The organism is Rhizobium sp. 01N424 (assembly GCF_056399485.1).
Genome location: NZ_JBFTRK010000022.1, coordinates 26,825 through 45,172 on the forward strand (window position 1 = coordinate 26,825; position 18,348 = coordinate 45,172).

General features: G+C 58.0%; 14 protein-coding genes and 1 pseudogene. 9 read left to right on the forward strand and 6 right to left on the reverse strand.

Features of this window, described 5'->3' with window-relative positions; all coding sequences use genetic code 11:
* Window positions 1–129: 129 nt before the first annotated feature.
* The 4 genes from AC1DNK_RS29030 to AC1DNK_RS29045 all read left to right on the forward strand — a co-directional run bounded on the left by AC1DNK_RS29030 (window position 130) and on the right by AC1DNK_RS29045 (window position 5,748).
* On the forward strand, window positions 130–1,197 hold the full coding sequence (locus tag AC1DNK_RS29030; protein ID WP_477944636.1) for an NAD-dependent epimerase/dehydratase family protein: 1,068 nt from the start codon (window positions 130–132) through the stop codon (window positions 1,195–1,197).
* Window positions 1,198–1,351: 154 nt separating this feature from the next.
* On the forward strand, window positions 1,352–3,283 hold the full coding sequence (asnB, locus tag AC1DNK_RS29035; protein ID WP_477944638.1) for an asparagine synthase (glutamine-hydrolyzing): 1,932 nt from the start codon (window positions 1,352–1,354) through the stop codon (window positions 3,281–3,283).
* A 207-nt stretch (window positions 3,284–3,490) separates the two neighbouring features.
* The gene (tviB, locus tag AC1DNK_RS29040) at window positions 3,491–4,768 is read left to right on the forward strand and encodes a Vi polysaccharide biosynthesis UDP-N-acetylglucosamine C-6 dehydrogenase TviB (protein ID WP_477944640.1); all 1,278 of its coding nucleotides are present in this window, start codon (window positions 3,491–3,493) and stop codon (window positions 4,766–4,768) included.
* Between the two features lie 74 nt (window positions 4,769–4,842).
* The gene (locus AC1DNK_RS29045) at window positions 4,843–5,748 is read left to right on the forward strand and encodes a class I SAM-dependent methyltransferase (RefSeq protein WP_477944642.1); all 906 of its coding nucleotides are present in this window, start codon (window positions 4,843–4,845) and stop codon (window positions 5,746–5,748) included.
* 317 nt (window positions 5,749–6,065) lie between these two features.
* Here AC1DNK_RS29045 and AC1DNK_RS29050 read toward each other — a convergent pair.
* A pseudogene (locus tag AC1DNK_RS29050) lies at window positions 6,066–6,194 on the reverse strand (IS3 family transposase); the annotation flags it as partial.
* Window positions 6,195–6,556: 362 nt separating this feature from the next.
* Here AC1DNK_RS29050 and AC1DNK_RS29055 point away from each other — a divergent pair.
* Genes AC1DNK_RS29055 through AC1DNK_RS29065 form a run of 3 tightly spaced genes read left to right on the forward strand, consistent with a single transcriptional unit; the run spans window position 6,557 to window position 10,032 of the window.
* Entirely contained in the window at window positions 6,557–8,473 is a 1,917-nt protein-coding gene (locus AC1DNK_RS29055) for a polysaccharide biosynthesis protein (RefSeq protein WP_477944644.1), read from the forward strand.
* A 43-nt stretch (window positions 8,474–8,516) separates the two neighbouring features.
* On the forward strand, window positions 8,517–9,452 hold the full coding sequence (locus tag AC1DNK_RS29060; protein WP_477944664.1) for an NAD-dependent epimerase/dehydratase family protein: 936 nt from the start codon (window positions 8,517–8,519) through the stop codon (window positions 9,450–9,452).
* Window position 9,453: 1 nt separating this feature from the next.
* Window positions 9,454–10,032: a sugar transferase gene (locus AC1DNK_RS29065; protein WP_477944645.1), complete on the forward strand. Its 579-nt coding sequence runs from the start codon at window positions 9,454–9,456 to the stop codon at window positions 10,030–10,032.
* Between the two features lie 284 nt (window positions 10,033–10,316).
* Here AC1DNK_RS29065 and AC1DNK_RS29070 read toward each other — a convergent pair whose 3' ends face one another.
* Both AC1DNK_RS29070 and AC1DNK_RS29075 read right to left on the reverse strand, forming a co-directional pair.
* A complete protein-coding gene (locus tag AC1DNK_RS29070) occupies window positions 10,317–10,529 on the reverse strand; it encodes a HEPN domain-containing protein (RefSeq protein WP_477944647.1) in 213 nt (70 codons plus the stop codon).
* Between the two features lie 392 nt (window positions 10,530–10,921).
* Window positions 10,922–12,271 carry an O-antigen ligase family protein gene (locus AC1DNK_RS29075; RefSeq protein ID WP_477944649.1) on the reverse strand — a complete coding sequence of 450 codons (1,350 nt, stop codon included), beginning with the start codon at window positions 12,269–12,271 and terminating at the stop codon, window positions 10,922–10,924.
* Between the two features lie 671 nt (window positions 12,272–12,942).
* On the opposite strand from AC1DNK_RS29075, the gene AC1DNK_RS29080 reads away from it, so the two are divergent.
* On the forward strand, window positions 12,943–14,259 hold the full coding sequence (locus AC1DNK_RS29080) for a UDP-glucose dehydrogenase family protein (protein ID WP_477944651.1): 1,317 nt from the start codon (window positions 12,943–12,945) through the stop codon (window positions 14,257–14,259).
* A 109-nt stretch (window positions 14,260–14,368) separates the two neighbouring features.
* On the opposite strand, the gene AC1DNK_RS29085 is transcribed toward AC1DNK_RS29080, so the two are convergent.
* From AC1DNK_RS29085 to AC1DNK_RS29095, 3 genes are all read right to left on the reverse strand, one after another.
* A complete protein-coding gene (locus tag AC1DNK_RS29085; RefSeq protein ID WP_477944653.1) occupies window positions 14,369–15,319 on the reverse strand; it encodes a HEPN domain-containing protein in 951 nt (316 codons plus the stop codon).
* A gap of 161 nt (window positions 15,320–15,480) precedes the next feature.
* Window positions 15,481–16,467, reverse strand: coding sequence for a YihY/virulence factor BrkB family protein (locus AC1DNK_RS29090; protein WP_477944655.1), 987 nt, complete (start codon window positions 16,465–16,467; stop codon window positions 15,481–15,483).
* A 415-nt stretch (window positions 16,468–16,882) separates the two neighbouring features.
* Window positions 16,883–17,116, reverse strand: a complete 234-nt coding sequence (locus tag AC1DNK_RS29095; RefSeq protein ID WP_477944657.1) for a hypothetical protein — start codon at window positions 17,114–17,116, stop codon at window positions 16,883–16,885.
* A gap of 463 nt (window positions 17,117–17,579) precedes the next feature.
* Between AC1DNK_RS29095 and AC1DNK_RS29100 the strand changes: the two genes are divergently transcribed.
* Window positions 17,580–18,335 (forward strand): ArdC family protein, encoded by a 756-nt coding sequence (locus AC1DNK_RS29100; RefSeq protein WP_477944659.1) that lies wholly within the window; start codon window positions 17,580–17,582, stop codon window positions 18,333–18,335.
* The last annotated feature ends 13 nt before the right edge of the window (window positions 18,336–18,348 follow it).

Consider the following 18,348-nt stretch of genomic DNA (forward strand, 5'->3'; position numbering starts at 1 on the left):
TTATTGCTTCTTTCCTGCTAAAGCCGGTTGTGAAAATAGGTGCGGCAGACCAATTCAGGCCCGACGCGCTGAAAGAGACTTGCTTGCAAACGCCTCGTGCGTCGGCAACTTCCTGCGAGAAAAAGATAGATGAGCCAGACCTCGACTACTCCCGATGCAACTGCGCAACTGACATCCCGCAAGATCCTCATAACCGGCGTTGCGGGATTCATCGGGTTTCATCTTGCAAGATACATGTTGAACGCTGGCTGGGTCGTTGCCGGCATCGATGGCCTCACCGACTACTACGACGTCAATCTGAAGCGCGATCGCCTCTCAATCCTTCGTGGCGCAGGCGGCGCGGGGTCGAACAACTTCCAGTTCCACCAGGTCATGCTCGAGGATGCCGACAGCATCGTCCGGATATTCGGAGAGTTTCGCCCGGATATCGTCGTCCATCTTGCCGCCCAGGCCGGCGTCCGATATTCGCTGGAAAACCCTCGGGCCTACATCGATGCAAATCTGGTGGGCACCTTCAATCTGATGGAAGGTGTGCGGGAGTTCAGACCCCAGCATTTTCTCGCTGCCTCGACAAGCTCTGTTTATGGCGGCAATACGGTTATGCCATTTACCGAAAACCAGCGCACGGATCATGTATTGACGTTGTATGCAGCAACGAAGAAAGCCAATGAGTCCATGCTGCATTCCTACGCTCACTTGTGGAGTCTACCCACGACCGTTTTCCGTTTCTTCACCGTTTACGGCCCCTGGGGTCGTCCGGACATGGCTCTCTTCAAGTTCGTGAAGGCAACCCTCGCCGGCGAGCCGATCGACGTCTATGGGCAGGGCCAGATGCGCAGGGATTTCACTTATATCGACGATCTCGTCGAAAGCATCGCACGTCTGACCCAGGCGGTCCCGCAGACAGGGCTGCCAGTCCAGGGGGCCGAAGATTCCTTGTCTCCCGTTGCACCTTACCGGGTGGTCAATATCGGCGGTGGGATGCCTGTCGGCCTGCTCGAATTCATCGAGCAAATGGAAAAGGAATTGGGCAAACCAGCCATCCGGAACATGATGGAGATGCAAAAGGGAGATGTGAGGGAAACCGTGGCAGCCGCCGAACTGCTTGAGGCGCTCACGGGTTACCGGCCCCAGACAGACGTCGCAACAGGTGTCAAAGCATTTGTAAAGTGGTACCGGGAATACTACCGCGCCTGACGGCGCGTCCTCGGGGGAAAGGCTGTGAGGGCAGGTTCGACCTGTCGATTTGAACATCGCAATCTCATGCGAGCTCCGCAAACCTTCGGCCTGAATCCGCGCACGATGCGCCACCTGTGCTCAAGCACTTCCATCAACAGGGTTCTAAAGCAAAATGTGTGGGATTGTAGGGTTTCTCAACTTCAAGGGCGGGGCTTCCGCTGATGTCGTGACATCCATGGCGCAGGCCATAGCGCATCGCGGTCCCGATTCCCACGCAAGCTGGCATGAAGGTCCGGTCGCTTTCGGGCACAGACGCCTGGCCATCATCGATCTGTCCCCTGCCGGCGCCCAGCCGATGGAATCGGGTTGTGGGCGTTACGTCATTGTATTCAACGGTGAAATCTACAATTACCAGGATATCCGTGCCGAGATCGAAGCGGACCGCTATTTCGCCGAGGTGATCGGCAACTGGCGCGGCCACTCGGATACGGAGGTCATTCTTGCCGCATTCGGTCTTTGGGGTGTCAAGGCCACACTTCAGCGAATGGTGGGCATGTTTGCGCTCGGACTTTGGGATCGACGTGAGCACGCGCTTTATCTGGCACGCGACCGCGCCGGTGAAAAGCCGCTTTACTACGGACGGTTGGATGGCGTTCTGGCATTCGGCTCGGAACTGAAGGCGTTGAGAGCGCATCCAAGCATGACCACCGAGATCGATCGCAATGCTCTCGCGCTGTATATGCGCCATAACTATATCCCAGCGCCCTACACGATCTTTCGGGGTGTGATGAAGCTGATGCCGGGAACGTTCCTTCGCATCGATCAATCAGGCGAAATGCGCGAGGAAAGCTACTGGTCCTTCCAGGAGCAGCTGAAGCCGGAAAAATCACGCGCCGGGCCTTTCACGCCGAAGGAAGCGGTGGACGGACTCGAGGCAGTGCTTTCGCATGCCGTTCGCCAGCAGATGGTCTCGGATGTACCTCTGGGCGCCTTCCTGTCCGGCGGCGTCGATTCCTCGACGATCGTTGCTCTCATGCAGACCCAAAGCGATCGGCCGGTGCGCACGTTTTCCATCGGCTTCAATGAGGACGGATACAACGAAGCTCACTATGCCAAGGCCGTCGCGGCGCATCTGGGCACGGATCATACGGAACTCTATGTCACCGCCAATGAAGCGATGGCCGTCATCCCAAAGCTGCCGACCATATATGACGAGCCCTTCTCCGATTCTTCGCAGATACCGACCTTCCTCGTCGCGCAGCTTGCACGTCAGAGCGTTACCGTATCGCTTTCCGGTGATGCGGGAGACGAGCTTTTCGGCGGCTATTCCCGCTATACCACGGCACAGTCGATGTGGGCTCGTATTGCACGAATCCCGCGGCCCATGCGCTGGGCCGCAGCTCGCGCGATGACATCGATCAGCCCCCAGGCCTGGACAAGGATACACAAGGCCCTTCGTCGGGAGGATTCGGAAAGAGCATTTGGCGACAGGCTGCATAAGGGAGCGAATGTGCTCGGCAGCGCGACGATCGATGGTCTCTATACCGGCCTCGTTTCTCATTGGGACGATCCAGCAAGCGTGGTACTCGGAAGCCGGGAACCGCCGACCTTCCTCACCGGAAACAGGCCGGACATCGCCGCGCTCGACCCGATCGAGCAGATGATGGCGCTCGATTTCCTGAGTTACATGACAGACGACATCCTCACCAAGGTCGATCGGGCCGCCATGGCGGTAAGTCTCGAAACGCGAGTGCCGATGCTCGACCACCGGGTGATAGAATACGCCTGGGGGCTGCCTCTTTCACTGAAGCTCAGGGACGGGCGTGGAAAATGGGTGTTGCGCGAAGTTCTGGACCGATATGTGCCGCGCCAGCTGATTGAGCGTCCGAAGGTCGGCTTCGGAGTGCCGATCGACAGCTGGCTACGAGGCCCGCTGCGCGATTGGGCAAGCCACCTTCTCGACGAAAACAGGCTGCGGCAGGGCGGCTTTTTCGATCCCGCCCCTATTGTCAGGAAATGGAGCGAGCATCTGAGCGGCGAAAGGAACTGGGCCTATCATCTCTGGGATGTGCTGATGTTCGAGGCCTGGCTTGACAGCCAATAGTGCGATGTCACCACCTCGAACTGAAGCGTCTTCGGCAGCGGCCGGGGGTGTCGGGTGCACTTTTGGAGTTTACGGTTCGATCTGAACTGCTATATCCGTGCAGGATGAACAGGTGGCCCCTTCAGCAATCTATGATTTGTAGACCTGGGCCGCGCAATTGGGCCATTGCCGGGTTGATACGGCTTGGGATGGACATAGGGGTTGTTAGTGGAGCAGGCGAAAAAAAAGATTGCCGTGATCGGCCTGGGTTATGTTGGGCTTCCGCTGGCAGTCGAATTCGGACGTAAACGAGATGTTGTCGGCTTTGACATCAGCGACCGGCGCATCAAGGAATTGACTTCAGGCAACGATACGACACTGGAAGTGCCTGCCGACGAATTGCAGGCGGCTAAAGGGCTCAGTTTCGCCAATGAGAAATCCGCGCTTGCCGAATGTCAGATCTTCATCGTGACCGTGCCGACGCCCATCGACCAGGCGAAGCGCCCTGATCTGCGACCGCTCGTGAAGGCCAGCGAAACGGTTGGAAGCGTCCTGAAGCGTGGCGACATCGTCGTTTACGAATCGACGGTCTATCCCGGCGCGACAGAAGAGGTCTGCGTGCCGGTCCTCGAGGCAACCAGCGGGCTCAAGTTCAACGAGGACTTCTTCTGCGGCTACAGCCCGGAGCGCATCAACCCGGGCGACACCGAGCGGCGCCTTCCGAACATCCGGAAGGTCACGAGTGGAAGCACGCCGGAGATAGCCGAGGAACTCGATCAGCTCTATTCGGAAATCATCGTCGCCGGCACCTACAAGACAGCGAGCATTCGCGTTGCCGAAGCGGCGAAGGTCATCGAAAACACCCAACGCGACCTCAATATCGCATTGATGAATGAACTGAGCCTGATCTTTCACCGGCTCGGGATCGATACGCTTGAGGTGCTCGAGGCAGCAGGAACGAAGTGGAATTTCCTGCCGTTCCGCCCAGGACTTGTCGGCGGCCATTGCATTGGTGTGGACCCCTACTACCTGACGCACAAGGCGCAGGAGGTCGGCTACCATCCGGAAGTCATTCTGGCGGGCCGCCGCATCAACGACTTCATGGCCAGTCACGTCGCCGACGATACGGTCAAGCTCATGTTGCGCAAGGGCAAGCCGGTGCTGAACCAGCGTGTTCTCGTTCTGGGGCTGACCTTCAAGGAAAACTGCCCCGACCTGCGCAACACGAAGGTTGTCGATCTCATCGCCACGCTCAAGGCTTACCACACGCAGGTCGATGTCTATGACCCATGGATCGATGTCGAGGAAGCGCGCCACGAATACGGCCTCGATTGCCTGAGTTCGCCGCCGGACCAGGGCCAATATGCAGCCATCATCCTGGCTGTCGGTCACCGTGAGTTCATCGAACTCGGCGTTCATGGCGTCAGAGCTTTTGGCGAACCAGATGCCGTGCTTTACGACGTGAAGGGCATATTGCCGGCGGACTCGGTGGACGGCAGGCTCTAGGACTTTCAGACAAGATGGACCGTATTCTCAACATTGCGGCGGGTGCGGGGATTCACTCGGATTTGAGGTAGGTAATGTCGCCGAAAAGCTTGATTTTGAAGCTGCTGAACCGCAATCCTCCTCCCTCCTGGATGGAGGAGGAGTTGCGCCGGCTGCGGTATGAAAGCAACTATCTCCAACTCGAGGTCAGTCGCCTGAGGTCGCTCGTTCGATACCTTGTGGCGGATGTCATTCACGATCTGCCCATGCAGCGCCAGACGAAGCAAAGTTTCGACTTTCAGTGGGCGAGCAGTTCAGACGGAAACTGGATGGTGAACCATCCGGAAATAAGGGAGCGCGAGCCCGCGCTTGTCTGCAAGTATACGGGCCTGCCCAAGGAGTGGTTTGCCGGCAAAAAGGTTCTGGATGCCGGCTGCGGTTCCGGACGTTTTTCCTGGGCAATGGCGTCCATGGGCGCAACCGTTGTTGCCCTGGATCAATCTCCTGCGGGATTGCAGAATACGCTGGACGCATGCTCCGAGTTTGGCGGTCGGGTCACCGGCCGGCAACAGGATCTTACCCAGCCGATCGAACTTGAAAGCGATTTCGATCTGGTCTGGTCATTCGGCGTCCTCCATCACACCGGCAATACGTTCGGCGCTTTCTCCAATGTTCAAAAACTGGTTAAGCCGGGCGGCAGCATTTTCCTGATGCTCTATGGTGAGCCTACAGGAGCGGAGCCGGGCGAATTCGTCTACTACCATGACGTAGAGAAGTTGCGCCGTCATACGGTGAGCATGAGCTTCGATGAACGGATGCAGTACCTGCAACGGATGAAGGGCGACGATGCGGGAGGTTGGTTCGACGCCGTATCGCCGGAAATCAACGACACCTATTCATTTTACGAAATCCAGCTTTGGCTACAGCGAGCCGGCTTTACCAATATCCGCCGAACGATCGAAAGCAGCAGTCACCATGTGATGGCAGATCGGCCGAGGTGACCGCACTGCCATTTCACGTAGGACGACTACGCCCGATGACAGGGAGAAGAACTTCAGCTTCTAGGACTGTGTTCCGCCCTATCACGCCGGGGCCTCAGACCCCGGACGTGATCCCTTATTGGCGCGATATGGACGCGCTAGAACCATATCCAGAGCCCTGACAGGACCAAGCAGATCGCAAGCATCAGCACAAGAAATTCCACGCTGGAGCGGTCCATGGATGGTGCCAGAATTCGAAGAATTCCGCCTGCCATGACGTGTGAAAGGAAAACGGGGTAAGCGAGATCGTGACGTGCCCCTGACCTGCCACTAAAGTTTCATCCGGCTGCGATCAGAGCCTCGGTGGTTTTTGATACGCCAAATGGCGCGATGGGAGCAACCGGCGAAAACGCGGACCTTTCCCATTGCGTAGCGTTGGAGCCGGTTGCGGCGACGATTCCGGCATAGTGGCGGGCTTCGCCACGTCGTAATCCGGAGATCGCCGTTGCTGAGGGGCTCGCAAAAATCGAGCATTCCTTTTGGAACTCGGAGGAATGAGTTTCGACCGCGGTTGACACCGCATGCTTTACGGTTGTTTTTGCAAGCTGCCTTGAGTATGCGTCCGTGATGCTATCTCAGTAGTTTGCTGTCGAGTGTGCATTTTTACGGGGAAGTATTCGGTCGATAATGGGAATCAGGCGGTGAATGATGTTGAAGTCCCCTGACACCCGATGTCCGGTATCGGCATACGGATGCCGTTATCTCTATGGATGCCTTTTCGTCCTTGTGACTTTTCGTGACCCTCAAGGTTTTGCGACAGGGCGTACGGATGTTTGATAGACACGCTCAACGCGTACTTGCCTTACCTCGGCCAGCGAAGCGGGTCATCGCGCTGCTCTTCGATGCTTGTCTTTGCATCCTGACGGTATGGTTTGCTTTCTGCTTTCGCTTCAACGACTGGTACCTGCTCACGGACATCCAGTTCTTAACGATTCCGGTATCGCTCGTCATCGCGCTGCCGCTGTTCATCACTTTCGGGCTTTATCGAGCCATCTTCCGTTTTATGGGCTGGGCGGCCTTTTCGACAATAATCAAGTGCGTTTTGATCTACGGGGTGGTGTACATGGTGATCTTCACGGTCATCAGCGTGCCGACCATCCCGCGCACTGTCGGGATTCTGCAGCCGATGCTGCTCTTGCTTGCCGTCGGTCTGTCGCGCTTCGTGGCGCGCTACTTCCTTTACGATGCCTATAGCGAAATTCTCAGTGAGGCTGCGTCGATCCGAACGCTCGTCTACGGCGCCGGCACCCAAGGGAGGCAATTGGTCAGTGCCCTGGGTCATTCGGCCGAGTTTAAGGTTGTGGGCTTCCTTGATGACGATCACGGCCTGAAGGGCATGTCGCTGAACGGTGTGAAGATCTACAGCCCTCTCACCATTGAGAAGGTCTGCGCGGATCTTGAGGTCAAGACCGTTCTTCTCGCCCTGCCAAAAATCGATCGTGCTCGACGAAATGAGATTATCGAGCGTCTACGCTCGGCAAAGGTCGCGGTGCGTACAGTTCCCGATATCAGCGCATTGGCAACTGGCCAGGCGCAGCTGACCGACCTTCAGGACCTCGATGTCGAGGACCTTTTGGGCCGCACTGCGGTGCTGCCAAACATCGCGTTGCTGGAGCAAAACGTTCGCGATCGTATCGTGCTCGTAACCGGTGCGGCCGGCTCAATCGGGAGTCAGCTGTGTCGTGAGATCGCGAAGCTGCAACCCAAGGCGCTCTTGCTGTTGGATCAGAACGAGTTCGGCATCTACGCCCTGCAGAGCGAATTGGCTGGCGAAGATGCGGAGCCGCCATTTCCGATTGTCCCACTACTTGCCAATGTCTGCGACGTATATCGCATTAACACGATTATCCAGACCTGGAAGCCCGCCACCATCTATCATGCGGCAGCTTACAAGCACGTGCCGCTCGTCGAGCAGAACCCGGCTGAAGGCGTGAAAACCAATGTCTTCGGAACGCTAACTGTGTCCAAGGCTGCCTTGTCGGCCGGTGTTGAGCGCATGATCCTTGTCAGCACCGATAAAGCCGTTCGCCCAACCAATGTTATGGGTGCCACAAAGCGGTTGGCTGAAATGATTCTGCAGGCGCTCGCCGAGGAGCGCACGAGGACGGCTTTCTCGATGGTCCGGTTTGGCAACGTGCTCGGATCATCCGGCTCGGTCGTTCCGCTTTTTCGCCAGCAGATCAGTCGGGGTGGTCCGATCACGCTGACGCATGAGGAGATCACACGGTTCTTCATGACCGTGCCAGAGGCCGCGCAACTCGTGATCCAGGCTGGCGCGATGGCGACCGGCGGCGATGTTTATCTGCTCGACATGGGCGAGCCGGTAAAGATCATTGATCTCGCGCGCCGCATGGTCGAACTATCGGGTCTCACGGTCCAGGACGAGCAGAACCCGAGCGGAGACATCAGCATCGTAACAACTGGCCTGCGCCCGGGTGAGAAGCTTTACGAAGAGCTGTTGATCAACGACAATCCTGAAGTGACTGACCATCCAAAGATCAGGCGCGCCCGCGAACAATTTCTTGGCTGGCCGCAACTGTCGGCCAGGCTCGATGAACTCGCCGAGCTCGCACGCGATGGCGACGCAAAGCGTCTGAAGGCAGCGTTGAGCGATCTCGTGGCGGGATATAGCCCGATGGATCGCGTCGTGGATCTTGTCGCTCTCAGGCAGGAAGTATCGCAATGACGTTATTTGCTTCGCAAAAAAGCGCTTTCAACTGGAGACTTACATGCTTCTTGTAACCGGCGCCTCGGGCTTTGTGGGGCGGGGTCTCATGCAGACCCTTCGCCAGCGCGAAATTCCGTTTCGGGCAACGAGCAGACATGGCGGGGACGGGCTCGTTGCCGTAGGAGATATTAACGGTCGCACAGATTGGTCGGCCGCTCTCGCCGGCATCGATACCGTCGTCCATCTGGCGGCGGTCAACCAGAACGTTGTCGAGGGTTCGACGGCCGTTCTCGCGGAGTATCGATCTGTGAACGTCGATGGGACGCTTAATCTGGCGCGGCAGGCTGCGGCGGCCGGCGTCAAGCGGTTCATATTCGTGAGTTCGATTAAGGTGAACGGCGAGGCGACCGCGAAGGGCAAGCCCTTCAGAAATACGGACGCGCCGGCGCCGGAAACCGACTATGGCCGGACAAAGTTTGCCGCAGAGCAGGGGCTTCAAGAGTTGTCCGATGGCACTGAAATGGACGTCGTCACTATCAGGTCTCCGCTCGTTTACGGCCCCGGCATGCGTGGGAGCTTCCCGGCCTTGGTACGGCTTGCTCAGCGCAGCTTGCCTTTGCCTTTCGCCTCGATCGATAACCGCCGATCGATGGTCTATCTCGAAAACCTGACTGATCTGATCGTAACCGCTGCAAGTCACCCGGACGCGGCAGGCGGGACGTTCATGGTTGCCGACTCGAGGAGCCCATCGACGCCGGAGCTGATACGCTTGATTGCTTCAGCGACTGGATCATCGACCTTGCTGCTGCCGTTTCCACCAGCGCTCTTGGAGCTTGCTGGAGGCCTCACCGGAAAGCGGGAATTGGTCAATCGTCTGACGCGATCACTCGAAGTGGACATCGCCGAAACCAGCCGTTGCCTCGGCTGGACGCCTCCATTCGAGATGCGCGAGGGTCTGTCGCGCGCACTCGGCACGACAAGATCCCCGAAAGACTGACATGACATCGGCGCTGAACCAGGGAATAAAGAGAGCGTTTGATTTTTGCGCCGCGTTGGCGGGGCTGATTGTTCTGTCTCCCGTGCTGCTTGTGCTCACCATCATGGTCCGGCGCTCATCGGCCGGCGGCGCTTTTTTCCAGCAGTTAAGGGTAGGGCGAAATGAGGTCCCCTTCACTTGCCTGAAGTTCCGGACGATGGCGGCCGGAACGCCTGATGTCGGCTCACATGATGCGGCGGAAGCCTGGATAACGCCGATAGGCAAGACACTTCGCGCCTACAAGCTCGATGAACTGCCGCAGCTCGTCAACGTGTTGAAGGGCGAGATGAGCCTGGTCGGGCCGCGACCATGCTTGCCCACGCAATCCGATGTCATCGCCGCGCGTAGAGCTAAGGGAGTTTTTACTGTTCGCCCAGGGATAACCGGTCTCGCGCAGATTGCGGGCATCGACATGTCGACGCCGGAGAAGCTTGCAGCCGCTGATGCCGAATACGTCAAGACGGCCAACCTCTGGCACGACATCGCCATGATCCTCGGTTCAGTCATGGGCAAGGGAAAAGGCGACGCCGCGCGGAAATAGTCCGCGCTCTTACGCCGCAGGCAAGTGTGATACTTCGGGGCAGCCAGTTGATCGTACCTAGATTCAACAACTTCCTGCGTCAGAGCCTTCCTTGCCAACACTCGCGCCCGGGTCGGGGTCGGGAAAGATGGCGTGGCTACTGGCCTAAGCGAGGGACGATCTGACCTGCGGAGGCTGCAGCCAGCCGATGGCCATGGACATGCCGCAGTAGCGAAATGAGCTTGCTGATATCCGACTGGGACGAGGTTCCCGGGCTCAAACGCGCCTGAAATTGCCAGCGGGCATCAGCTGGGCTTGCCTTGACCCAACCGCTCCCGGCAGATCACCTCTACCAGATCCTGTAGAACTTTCACGCGCTGGATCAGCCAGTTGAGCTCCTCGGCCGTGATCTCGTAACTCGCCGAATATCGCGCCTCGACATAGGCACGCAACAGCAGCTCGAAGTGGCGCCGGGCAAAACGGTTGTCGCGCGGCCAGGCATCGATCAATCGAGCCACGAGATCCTCCTCAAGGCGTTCTTTCTCGAGTGCTCCGATACCGACCCGATCGGCTGGAGCTGGCTTGCGAACGAGCGCTGGTGATCAACGCGCTGAGCTCGACACCATCAGGAAAATGGTAAAGCAGCCGGACGACCGCGACCGGCCCCGGTTTCGGTAGCGTTCTTGCCGCAGCAAAGCGTCCCAGTTCGTCCCTTGTGAATTCGGAATTGGCGAGGATCAGTCTCGACCGCTCGATAACGAAGCGGTTGTGCGGCAAGAAATTGCGGTCGAAAGGACGGAACCGCTTTGTTGCACCATTATGCAGTGGCATATGCCATAATTTTGGATGCTCCGGGCCGAAGCAGACAGCAAAGCTTCTGTAACATCGAAGAAAACGGTATCTTTCAGCATCAGGTGCGCTCGTTGTGCGGGCGTTTTGCTCGGACCATATCGCTTGTCAGAGCGAACAAGAAGCCGAGCAGCAAACTGAAATAATGCAGGTAGAAATCGAGACTTAGAAAAGAATCGAAGACCATCGCTATGCCCCAAAGCCCAGTGACTGACAATGTCAAAACCGCACGATTAGCGGGTGGGAGACCGTAAGAGACCAAATATGGCGTAAATAGAAACAGCAGGCCAAAACATAAGAAGACAACGCCGCCGGTTACCAGCCACGACAGATACTGGTTATGATTGTGCTCGAAGCCAAACCTATCTTGAATGATCGGCCGAAGTGACAGCGCACCATGACCAAACAAAGGCGCCTTCCGAATGGCCTCGATCGACGCAGCCCACATATCCAGACGCAGCGTTATTGAAGGATCCCCGGGCCGCTGGGCTGCATTGCGCTCGGCCTCAGCACGTAAAGCAACCCCGTCGCCCTGGTTGGCTCCGACTTGAACTACGACCCCAGGCTTGGCATCGTTCGCCGACACTTGCGTATCGATCGCATAAGCATTCTTGAAAATATCGAGAACGGCCGGAAGCCTGCCAAAATTATTGCATCCGGTTGCGGCTTGGACTGGCAAGCAAAGCAACGCGCCGATAGCCGCCGATGCGAAAAGCTCAATTGCCGTTGGCAGTGCAGCTCGAAACTTGCGCGACAACCGTAGCAGGATAAAGGCTGCGAGTACTCCAAACTGTGCGACGGCGACACCGCGCGAGCCCGTGTATCCAAGCACGACAACGACGCTAAGAGAGAGCAGCGCAAGGCGTAGAAAACGTGCACGTTTCGACAAGTTCTCCCAGCCAAGGAGTAGCAAGAAGGCCAGCGTCGTGAAGATAACGGCAGGGATGAATGGCCAAGCAGCTTCCGCACGCACGCGGCAGTCATCGCGGATGCCGAGAAACATGTAGCCACTGAGCACGGCGAAAGCAGCGGTAAGCGCCCATGGTGCGATCGCCTGAAACCGAACATATAGATTCTTGATCTGCTGGCCGCGCAGAAAACCGATCGCCAGCATGGCAACGGCCACTACATAGAGTTCTAGATCGGGGTTTCGCGGCGGCTTCTCACCGGGCTCAAGACCTGGGTAGAAAACTAGAAGCAAGAGGCACAGAGCAAAATAACCCGCTGTCGGCAGCGCAAACCGCAGGATCGCACTCCGCGATTTTGCGTAGTCCGATTTGTTCCAGAAGAGCATAATCGGCACGACACCGACGACGACTAGATATGGGACTATCTTGCCGGCAAGGAAAAGCGCGAATACCAATCCGACGATGAACCCATCGTCCAGAACCGCCCGCACCTTGGAAAACATCGCCGCCTCACATGCCAATATTCAAGAGCTGGAGACGCATCGCCCAGCATCAGTCGTCATGCAAATAAGCCGCATCGCCGTGGCGTGGCAAGCTTTATAAAACCTAACGGCAACCCGAAGTGTAGCCGCCGGGTCATGTATGGATGCCCCCGCTCATGCAAGCAGTTCTTCAAGCGATTTTGAACGTGTGATCGGGCGCGGTCATGTATCAGGCCTGTTGTGCGGCTTGAGTACGACCGCTGGCCGGTATGGAGCTACGCGGACCTGGTGCAAAATCAACTCTACGAGCTCTTAGCTCATTGACCCGGATGCATTACCAGACCCACTCTCACCGATTATCGTCCTTACCGTTCGCTGACCTCCTCACACGCCGACGATCCGTCCTAACTGTAGCGGATCACTTGGTATGCTGCAGGTAGAACAGAATCCTCATAAACTTCGTTCTTGGTCATCATTGCCCAGATGGATCGAGCCATTTTGTTGGCGAGGGCGATCGCGACGAGCATGCGAGGCTTGCGCGCCAGTCTATCGCCGACTGCGGTTCAGTTTTATTTCACGCATGCGCCGCAGCCCGATTACTGGTTGTATTGAACTTATAAAATTACCCCTGTAACACCATCGCAGCCCTGCCGCTCGGTTGGACTGCGATTGCTATTTTACGGATTGAACCCATGCGTATTGTTATGATCGGTTCTGGTTACGTCGGCCTGGTGTCCGGCGCCTGCCTTGCGGATTTCGGCCACCACATCACCTGCGTGGACAAGTCCGAAGCCAAGATCGATGCCCTGGAGCGCGGCGAAGTGCCGATCTTCGAGCCGGGCCTCGATGCGATCATCGAGCACAACCGGGCGGCTGGCCGCCTTGATTTTTCCAAGGACCTCGCAGCCCGCGAGATCGCCGCTGCCGACGTCGTCTTCATTGCCGTCGGCACACCGTCGCGCCGTGGCGACGGTCATGCCGACCTGACCTACGTCTACGCCGCAGCCCGCGAGATCGCCGCTGCCGTCACTGGCTTCACCGTCATCGTCACCAAATCCACCGTGCCCGTCGGCACCGGCGACGAGATCGAGCGGATCTTCCGCGACGAGTTCCCGGGTAAGGATATCGCCGTCGTCTCCAATCCGGAGTTCCTGCGTGAAGGCGCCGCGATCACCGGCTTCAAGCGCCCTGACCGTATTGTCATCGGCACCGAAGAGCCGCGCGCCGTGGAAGTCATGCGTGAAGTCTATCGTCCGCTCTATCTCAACGAAGCGCCGCTCTATTTCTGCGAACGCCGCACCTCCGAGCTGATCAAATACGCCGCCAACGCCTTCCTGGCGATGAAGATCACCTTCATCAACGAGATCGCCGACCTCTGCGAGCAGATCGGCGCCGACGTGCAGAAGGTCGCAAAGGGTATCGGCATGGACAAGCGCATCGGCGACAAGTTCCTGCATGCAGGTCCCGGCTATGGCGGCTCCTGCTTTCCGAAGGATACGCTGGCGCTGGTCAAGACCGCCCAGGACTATGACAGCCCGATGCGGTTGATCGAGACGACGGTCGCCATCAACGACAACCGCAAGCGCGCCATGGGCCGCAAGGTCATCGCCGCCTGCGACGGCACCGTGCGCGGCAAGAAGATCGCCGTCCTCGGCCTGACCTTCAAGCCGAATACCGACGACATGCGCGACGCCCCGTCAATCACCATCATCCAGGCGTTGCTCGATGGCGGCGCCGAAGTCCATGCCTATGACCCGGAAGGTATGGAAGACGCCAAGGGCATGCTCGGACCTGTCACCTACGGCAAGGATCCCTACGAGATCGCCGAGGGTGCCGACGCGATCGTCATCGTCACCGAATGGGATGAGTTCCGCGCCCTCGATTTCAAGCGCCTGAAGACCACGGTCAAGACGCCCACGATCGTCGACCTGCGCAACATCTATCCAGCCGCCGAAGTCAGCAAGAACGGCTTCAGCTACTTTGCAGTCGGCAAAAAGGGCAAGGCATAATCGAGAGACGCGTAGAGGCAGTGGTGTGGAGGCGTTGCCGGAATCGAAGCAGTGAGCCACTGTGACGAGCGTTCCCGGGCTCAAACGCGCCTGAAAGTGCCGGCGGGCATCAGCTGTCCTTCTTTTGACCCAACCGCTCCCGGCAGATCACCCCTACCAGATCCTGCAGAACGTTCACGCGCTGGATCAGCCAGTTGAGCTCCTCGGCCGTGATCTCGTAGCTCGCAGAATACCGTGCCTCGACATAGGCACGCGATAGCAGCTCGAAGTGGCGTCGGGCAACGCGGCCATCACGCGGCCAGGCCTCGACCAGCCGGGTGTCGAGATCTTCAGCTTTCGATCGGAGATTTTTGATGCGGTGTGACTTCGGGCTATAAAGGGTGAGGGTGAGAAGCAGGCAGTGATAGGCTTCCTCTGTCGCTTGATGCAGCATGAAGGCGCCGTGGCGAAAGATATCGCGCTCAATCATCAGCCGCGCGCCTGTCAACGCTTCCTTCGACAGCTTGAACCACTGATCGAAATGCCGCTGTGCCTCCGCGTGCTTCTCCGCTTCTGATAGCGGCTTCGGCTGCGCCAACGGATGGCCGGGCTCTTCGTAGAGAACGATGCCATCGCGGGCGATATCAACAAAGAACGGCCGGCCGCGAGAGAGCTGGTCATTGAAGTCGTGAAGGGAATGAACGACCGGCAGCACAGGAGTCTTGATGCGGTTGGCGATCTGTTCCTGGATTAGACGCTCATCGAGTGCAAGCCATAGTTCGTCCTCATCCGCAAAGCTTTGCGAGTTGACGACGACCATCAGGTCGTAGTCGGAACGGTAACCGCTCACCCGGTCTTCCACCCAGTCTCCTCTGGCATAGGAACCATAGAGGATGACCTTGAGGATCTTGCCATCCGCCCGCTTGGCCGACAGCTTGGTCGCACGGAACCGTTCGGCCTCGAAGAAGATGATCTCCAGCACACGTGCAAGCTCGCGGCGTTTGTTCGCCGGCAGATGATCGAGTGGATCAGTCAAGGTCAAAGCTGCATCGAAGCCTTCGCTGTGAATCGCCTCATCCATCGTAGTGGCTCCGCTGCTGTTTCGCACCATTGCCTTTTACGCGCATGATATTGTGCGCGCAACCTTAGATTATATTGGCTTCGCGTCGAAAGTCATCCATCTGACGGAGAACCAGCGATTGCAGCCGATGGCCTACGAGCGAGCTCTGTTCGTCTTCGATTTCAGTCCGCTGCCTTCCCGACTGTGTCGGCGACAAACGCGCCGCGCTCGCCCATCGGCTTTGGCGGTCCAGTCGTTGAATCACGAACGGTCTGACGCTCCAGCTCTGCATTGATCTCTGCGCCGACGATGAGGATAACCACCGAGATCCATACCCAGACCATCATACCCATAAGGGCGCCGAGCGTGCCATAGGTGGCGTTGTAGTTGGCGAAGTTGTCGATATAGAAGGAAAACATAACCGACGCCGCAAGCCACAGCGCTGTGCTGAATACGACACCCCAGCTTAACCATCTGAGCTTTGCCTGCTCTCGACTAGGGCCGTAGCGGTAGATGACAGCGTTTCCGCAGCCGACAAAGATCAGAATAAAGGGCCAACGCGCGAAGCGCGCAAGAAGCTCCTGCCACCGGTCAAGCCACAGGTAGGCGAGAGCTGCCGGCAGGATGCCAATGGCGGCGATGAGGATGATGGCAATCACTAAAGCCCCGAAGGTGAAGGCGAGAGACAATAGGTTGAGGCGGACAAGACTGCGTTTTTCGTCTTCTTGATAGGCGACATTCATCGCGTCGAACAGAGCTTTCATCCCGCTATTGGCGCTCCAGATCGCAACCACCAAACCGGTGACAAAGGCGAAGCTCAACGTCGATGTCTTCTGTTGGGTCAGCGCGGTCAACTGGTTGAGAATGAGATCGAACGATCCAGGCGGAAAAACGCCGGCGACAAAGCCTATATGACCCATAATGGTCGTCGGGTCGGCCACAAAACCATAAAGGGCGACCAGTGCACCCAGGCCGGGAAATAATGACAAAAGCAAAAAGTATGTCACCCCTGCTGCAATCAACGTCACGCGGTCGGCCATCACCGAGTGGACGACACGCCAGAAGACATCGCGAAGCCCCTTGGCCGGGATCTCCGTTGGGGAGTTGGCATCGCGCCCTCGATCTTGTTCCAGCGTCTCGACAGGCAACGGTTCTCGCTCACCCTGCATGGCGGTGCTCCTATGCACGTTTTGGGGGTTCCAATCGCCCGTCACGGATGCTGATAATCAGGATGCACAGCTGAATGTCAAAGCGTCTTCAAAAAGCTCGATCATTGCCGGGAGCGGGCGGTTCGACAGGGCCTCACGATGGGCTCGCGGCCAAGCTTGGAGCATGGAACGCCCCGGCAGTGGCTGTAAACTTGTGAACTGAAATGAGTGGCATTGGCAGAGCCGTCCCGCGCGTTCACCTGGACTTTCTGATACTATATCGGCCGTCTTCATGGGTAGCCACTTGAGGGACAATCTTTAATCGTCGGAATCCGATTTTACACAAGTGTGCTTGGCGATTGCTATGCCATGGGCCATCTTCACGGCTGCGAGCACCCCCAGCGCCTCTACATGACAAGGCCACGGGGCAATTCCTTTATTGCTCCGTCCGGTCCGAAGGACCGTCCATGCGGCGTGCCAGGATGCGCAGGATGGCGATGGTGTCCCCTTTCACCACGAACGCGACCGACGCGTTCCGTTCGAACCTATGACTCTCAAACCAGGTACGCCCGCGATTGATGCCTCGCTCGGAAAATCCGCCGGCGTCATGCATGGCCACTCGATACGGTCGATAAAGCCACCGGCGCGCGCCGAGGATATCAGGGCTCATTTTCGCGCGTTTTTCCGCACCGATGCGAAATGATGGAGGCTGCCAGCCTGTCTATCGGCCCCGAATTTTAACCCCTTGCCACCTCCGCCGCAATCGTAGCCGGGATGGTTTCGGGCGCTCCCCCTAGGTTGGTAACGTCGCGATTGGTACCAGCACCGATACCAATGCACTGACACGCGGGAGGGTCAGCAGTTTCTCCGCGCTTTTTTGGCGAGCGAGAGGCAATCTCGCGCCTCCTTGAACGTTGGCAAGGGTCGCGCGCGTTCTCTCGATCTGTCCACGCCCCTGCAGAGACGACACTGCGGCCTGCCCCGGCTTTTGTCCTGCCAGGCTCGCGCCGTCCGCAACGGCTTTGCCGCCCTACACTTCGTTGCGGCCCTGTGGGTGCTGGCCGGCACTCCTAGCCCGGCTTTCGGACCGCCGTAGCAGGTCGCGATTGTCGCGACCTCAAGCGGAGGCCCACATGACCAGAGAGCAAACCAGCCAGCGATCCGACATCTACAGCCGTATCACCGACAAAATCATCGCCGAACTCCGACAGGGCGTGCGCCCCTGGGTCCAACCCTGGCAGAATGCCTGTTCTACAGAGCCGGTTTCCCGTCCGCTTCGCCACAATGGCGAGCCCTATAGTGGGATCAACGTTCTTCTCCTCTGGTCCGAAGCCATCGCGCGAGGCTTCTGCTCCTCAGCCTGGATGACCTTTCGCCAGGCACTCGAACTCGGGGGGGCCGTGCGCAAGGGTGAGACCGGAACCACCGTGGTCTTTGCCAGCGCCATCATTCGCACCGAACTAACCGGGGCCGGTGACGACGTCGAGCGCACGATCCCCTTCATCAAGGCCTATACCGTCTTCAACGCCGACCAGATCAATGGCCTCGATGGTCGCATTCAGCGCGATGCCGATTTTTCAGATCCCCTCGATCGCATCGGTACCGCCGGTCGCTTCTTCGCCAACACAGGGGCACTTATCCGCCACGGCGGATCATCTGCCTACTATGCAGCAGCTCACGACTATATACAGATGCCGCATCTCGCCACGTTCAAGGATCATGCTGCTTACGTCGCTGTCCTCAGTCACGAGATGGCGCATAATGCCGACCGCCGGATTATGCCGATAAGGGTGGGAATGCGCCGACGTTTGCAACGAATTCCGGCGCATCCTGTTCGGCATAATCAGAGTGTTTCGAGGAATGCGAGGAGCTTGTCGCTTGGCTTATAACGCGAAGGTTTTG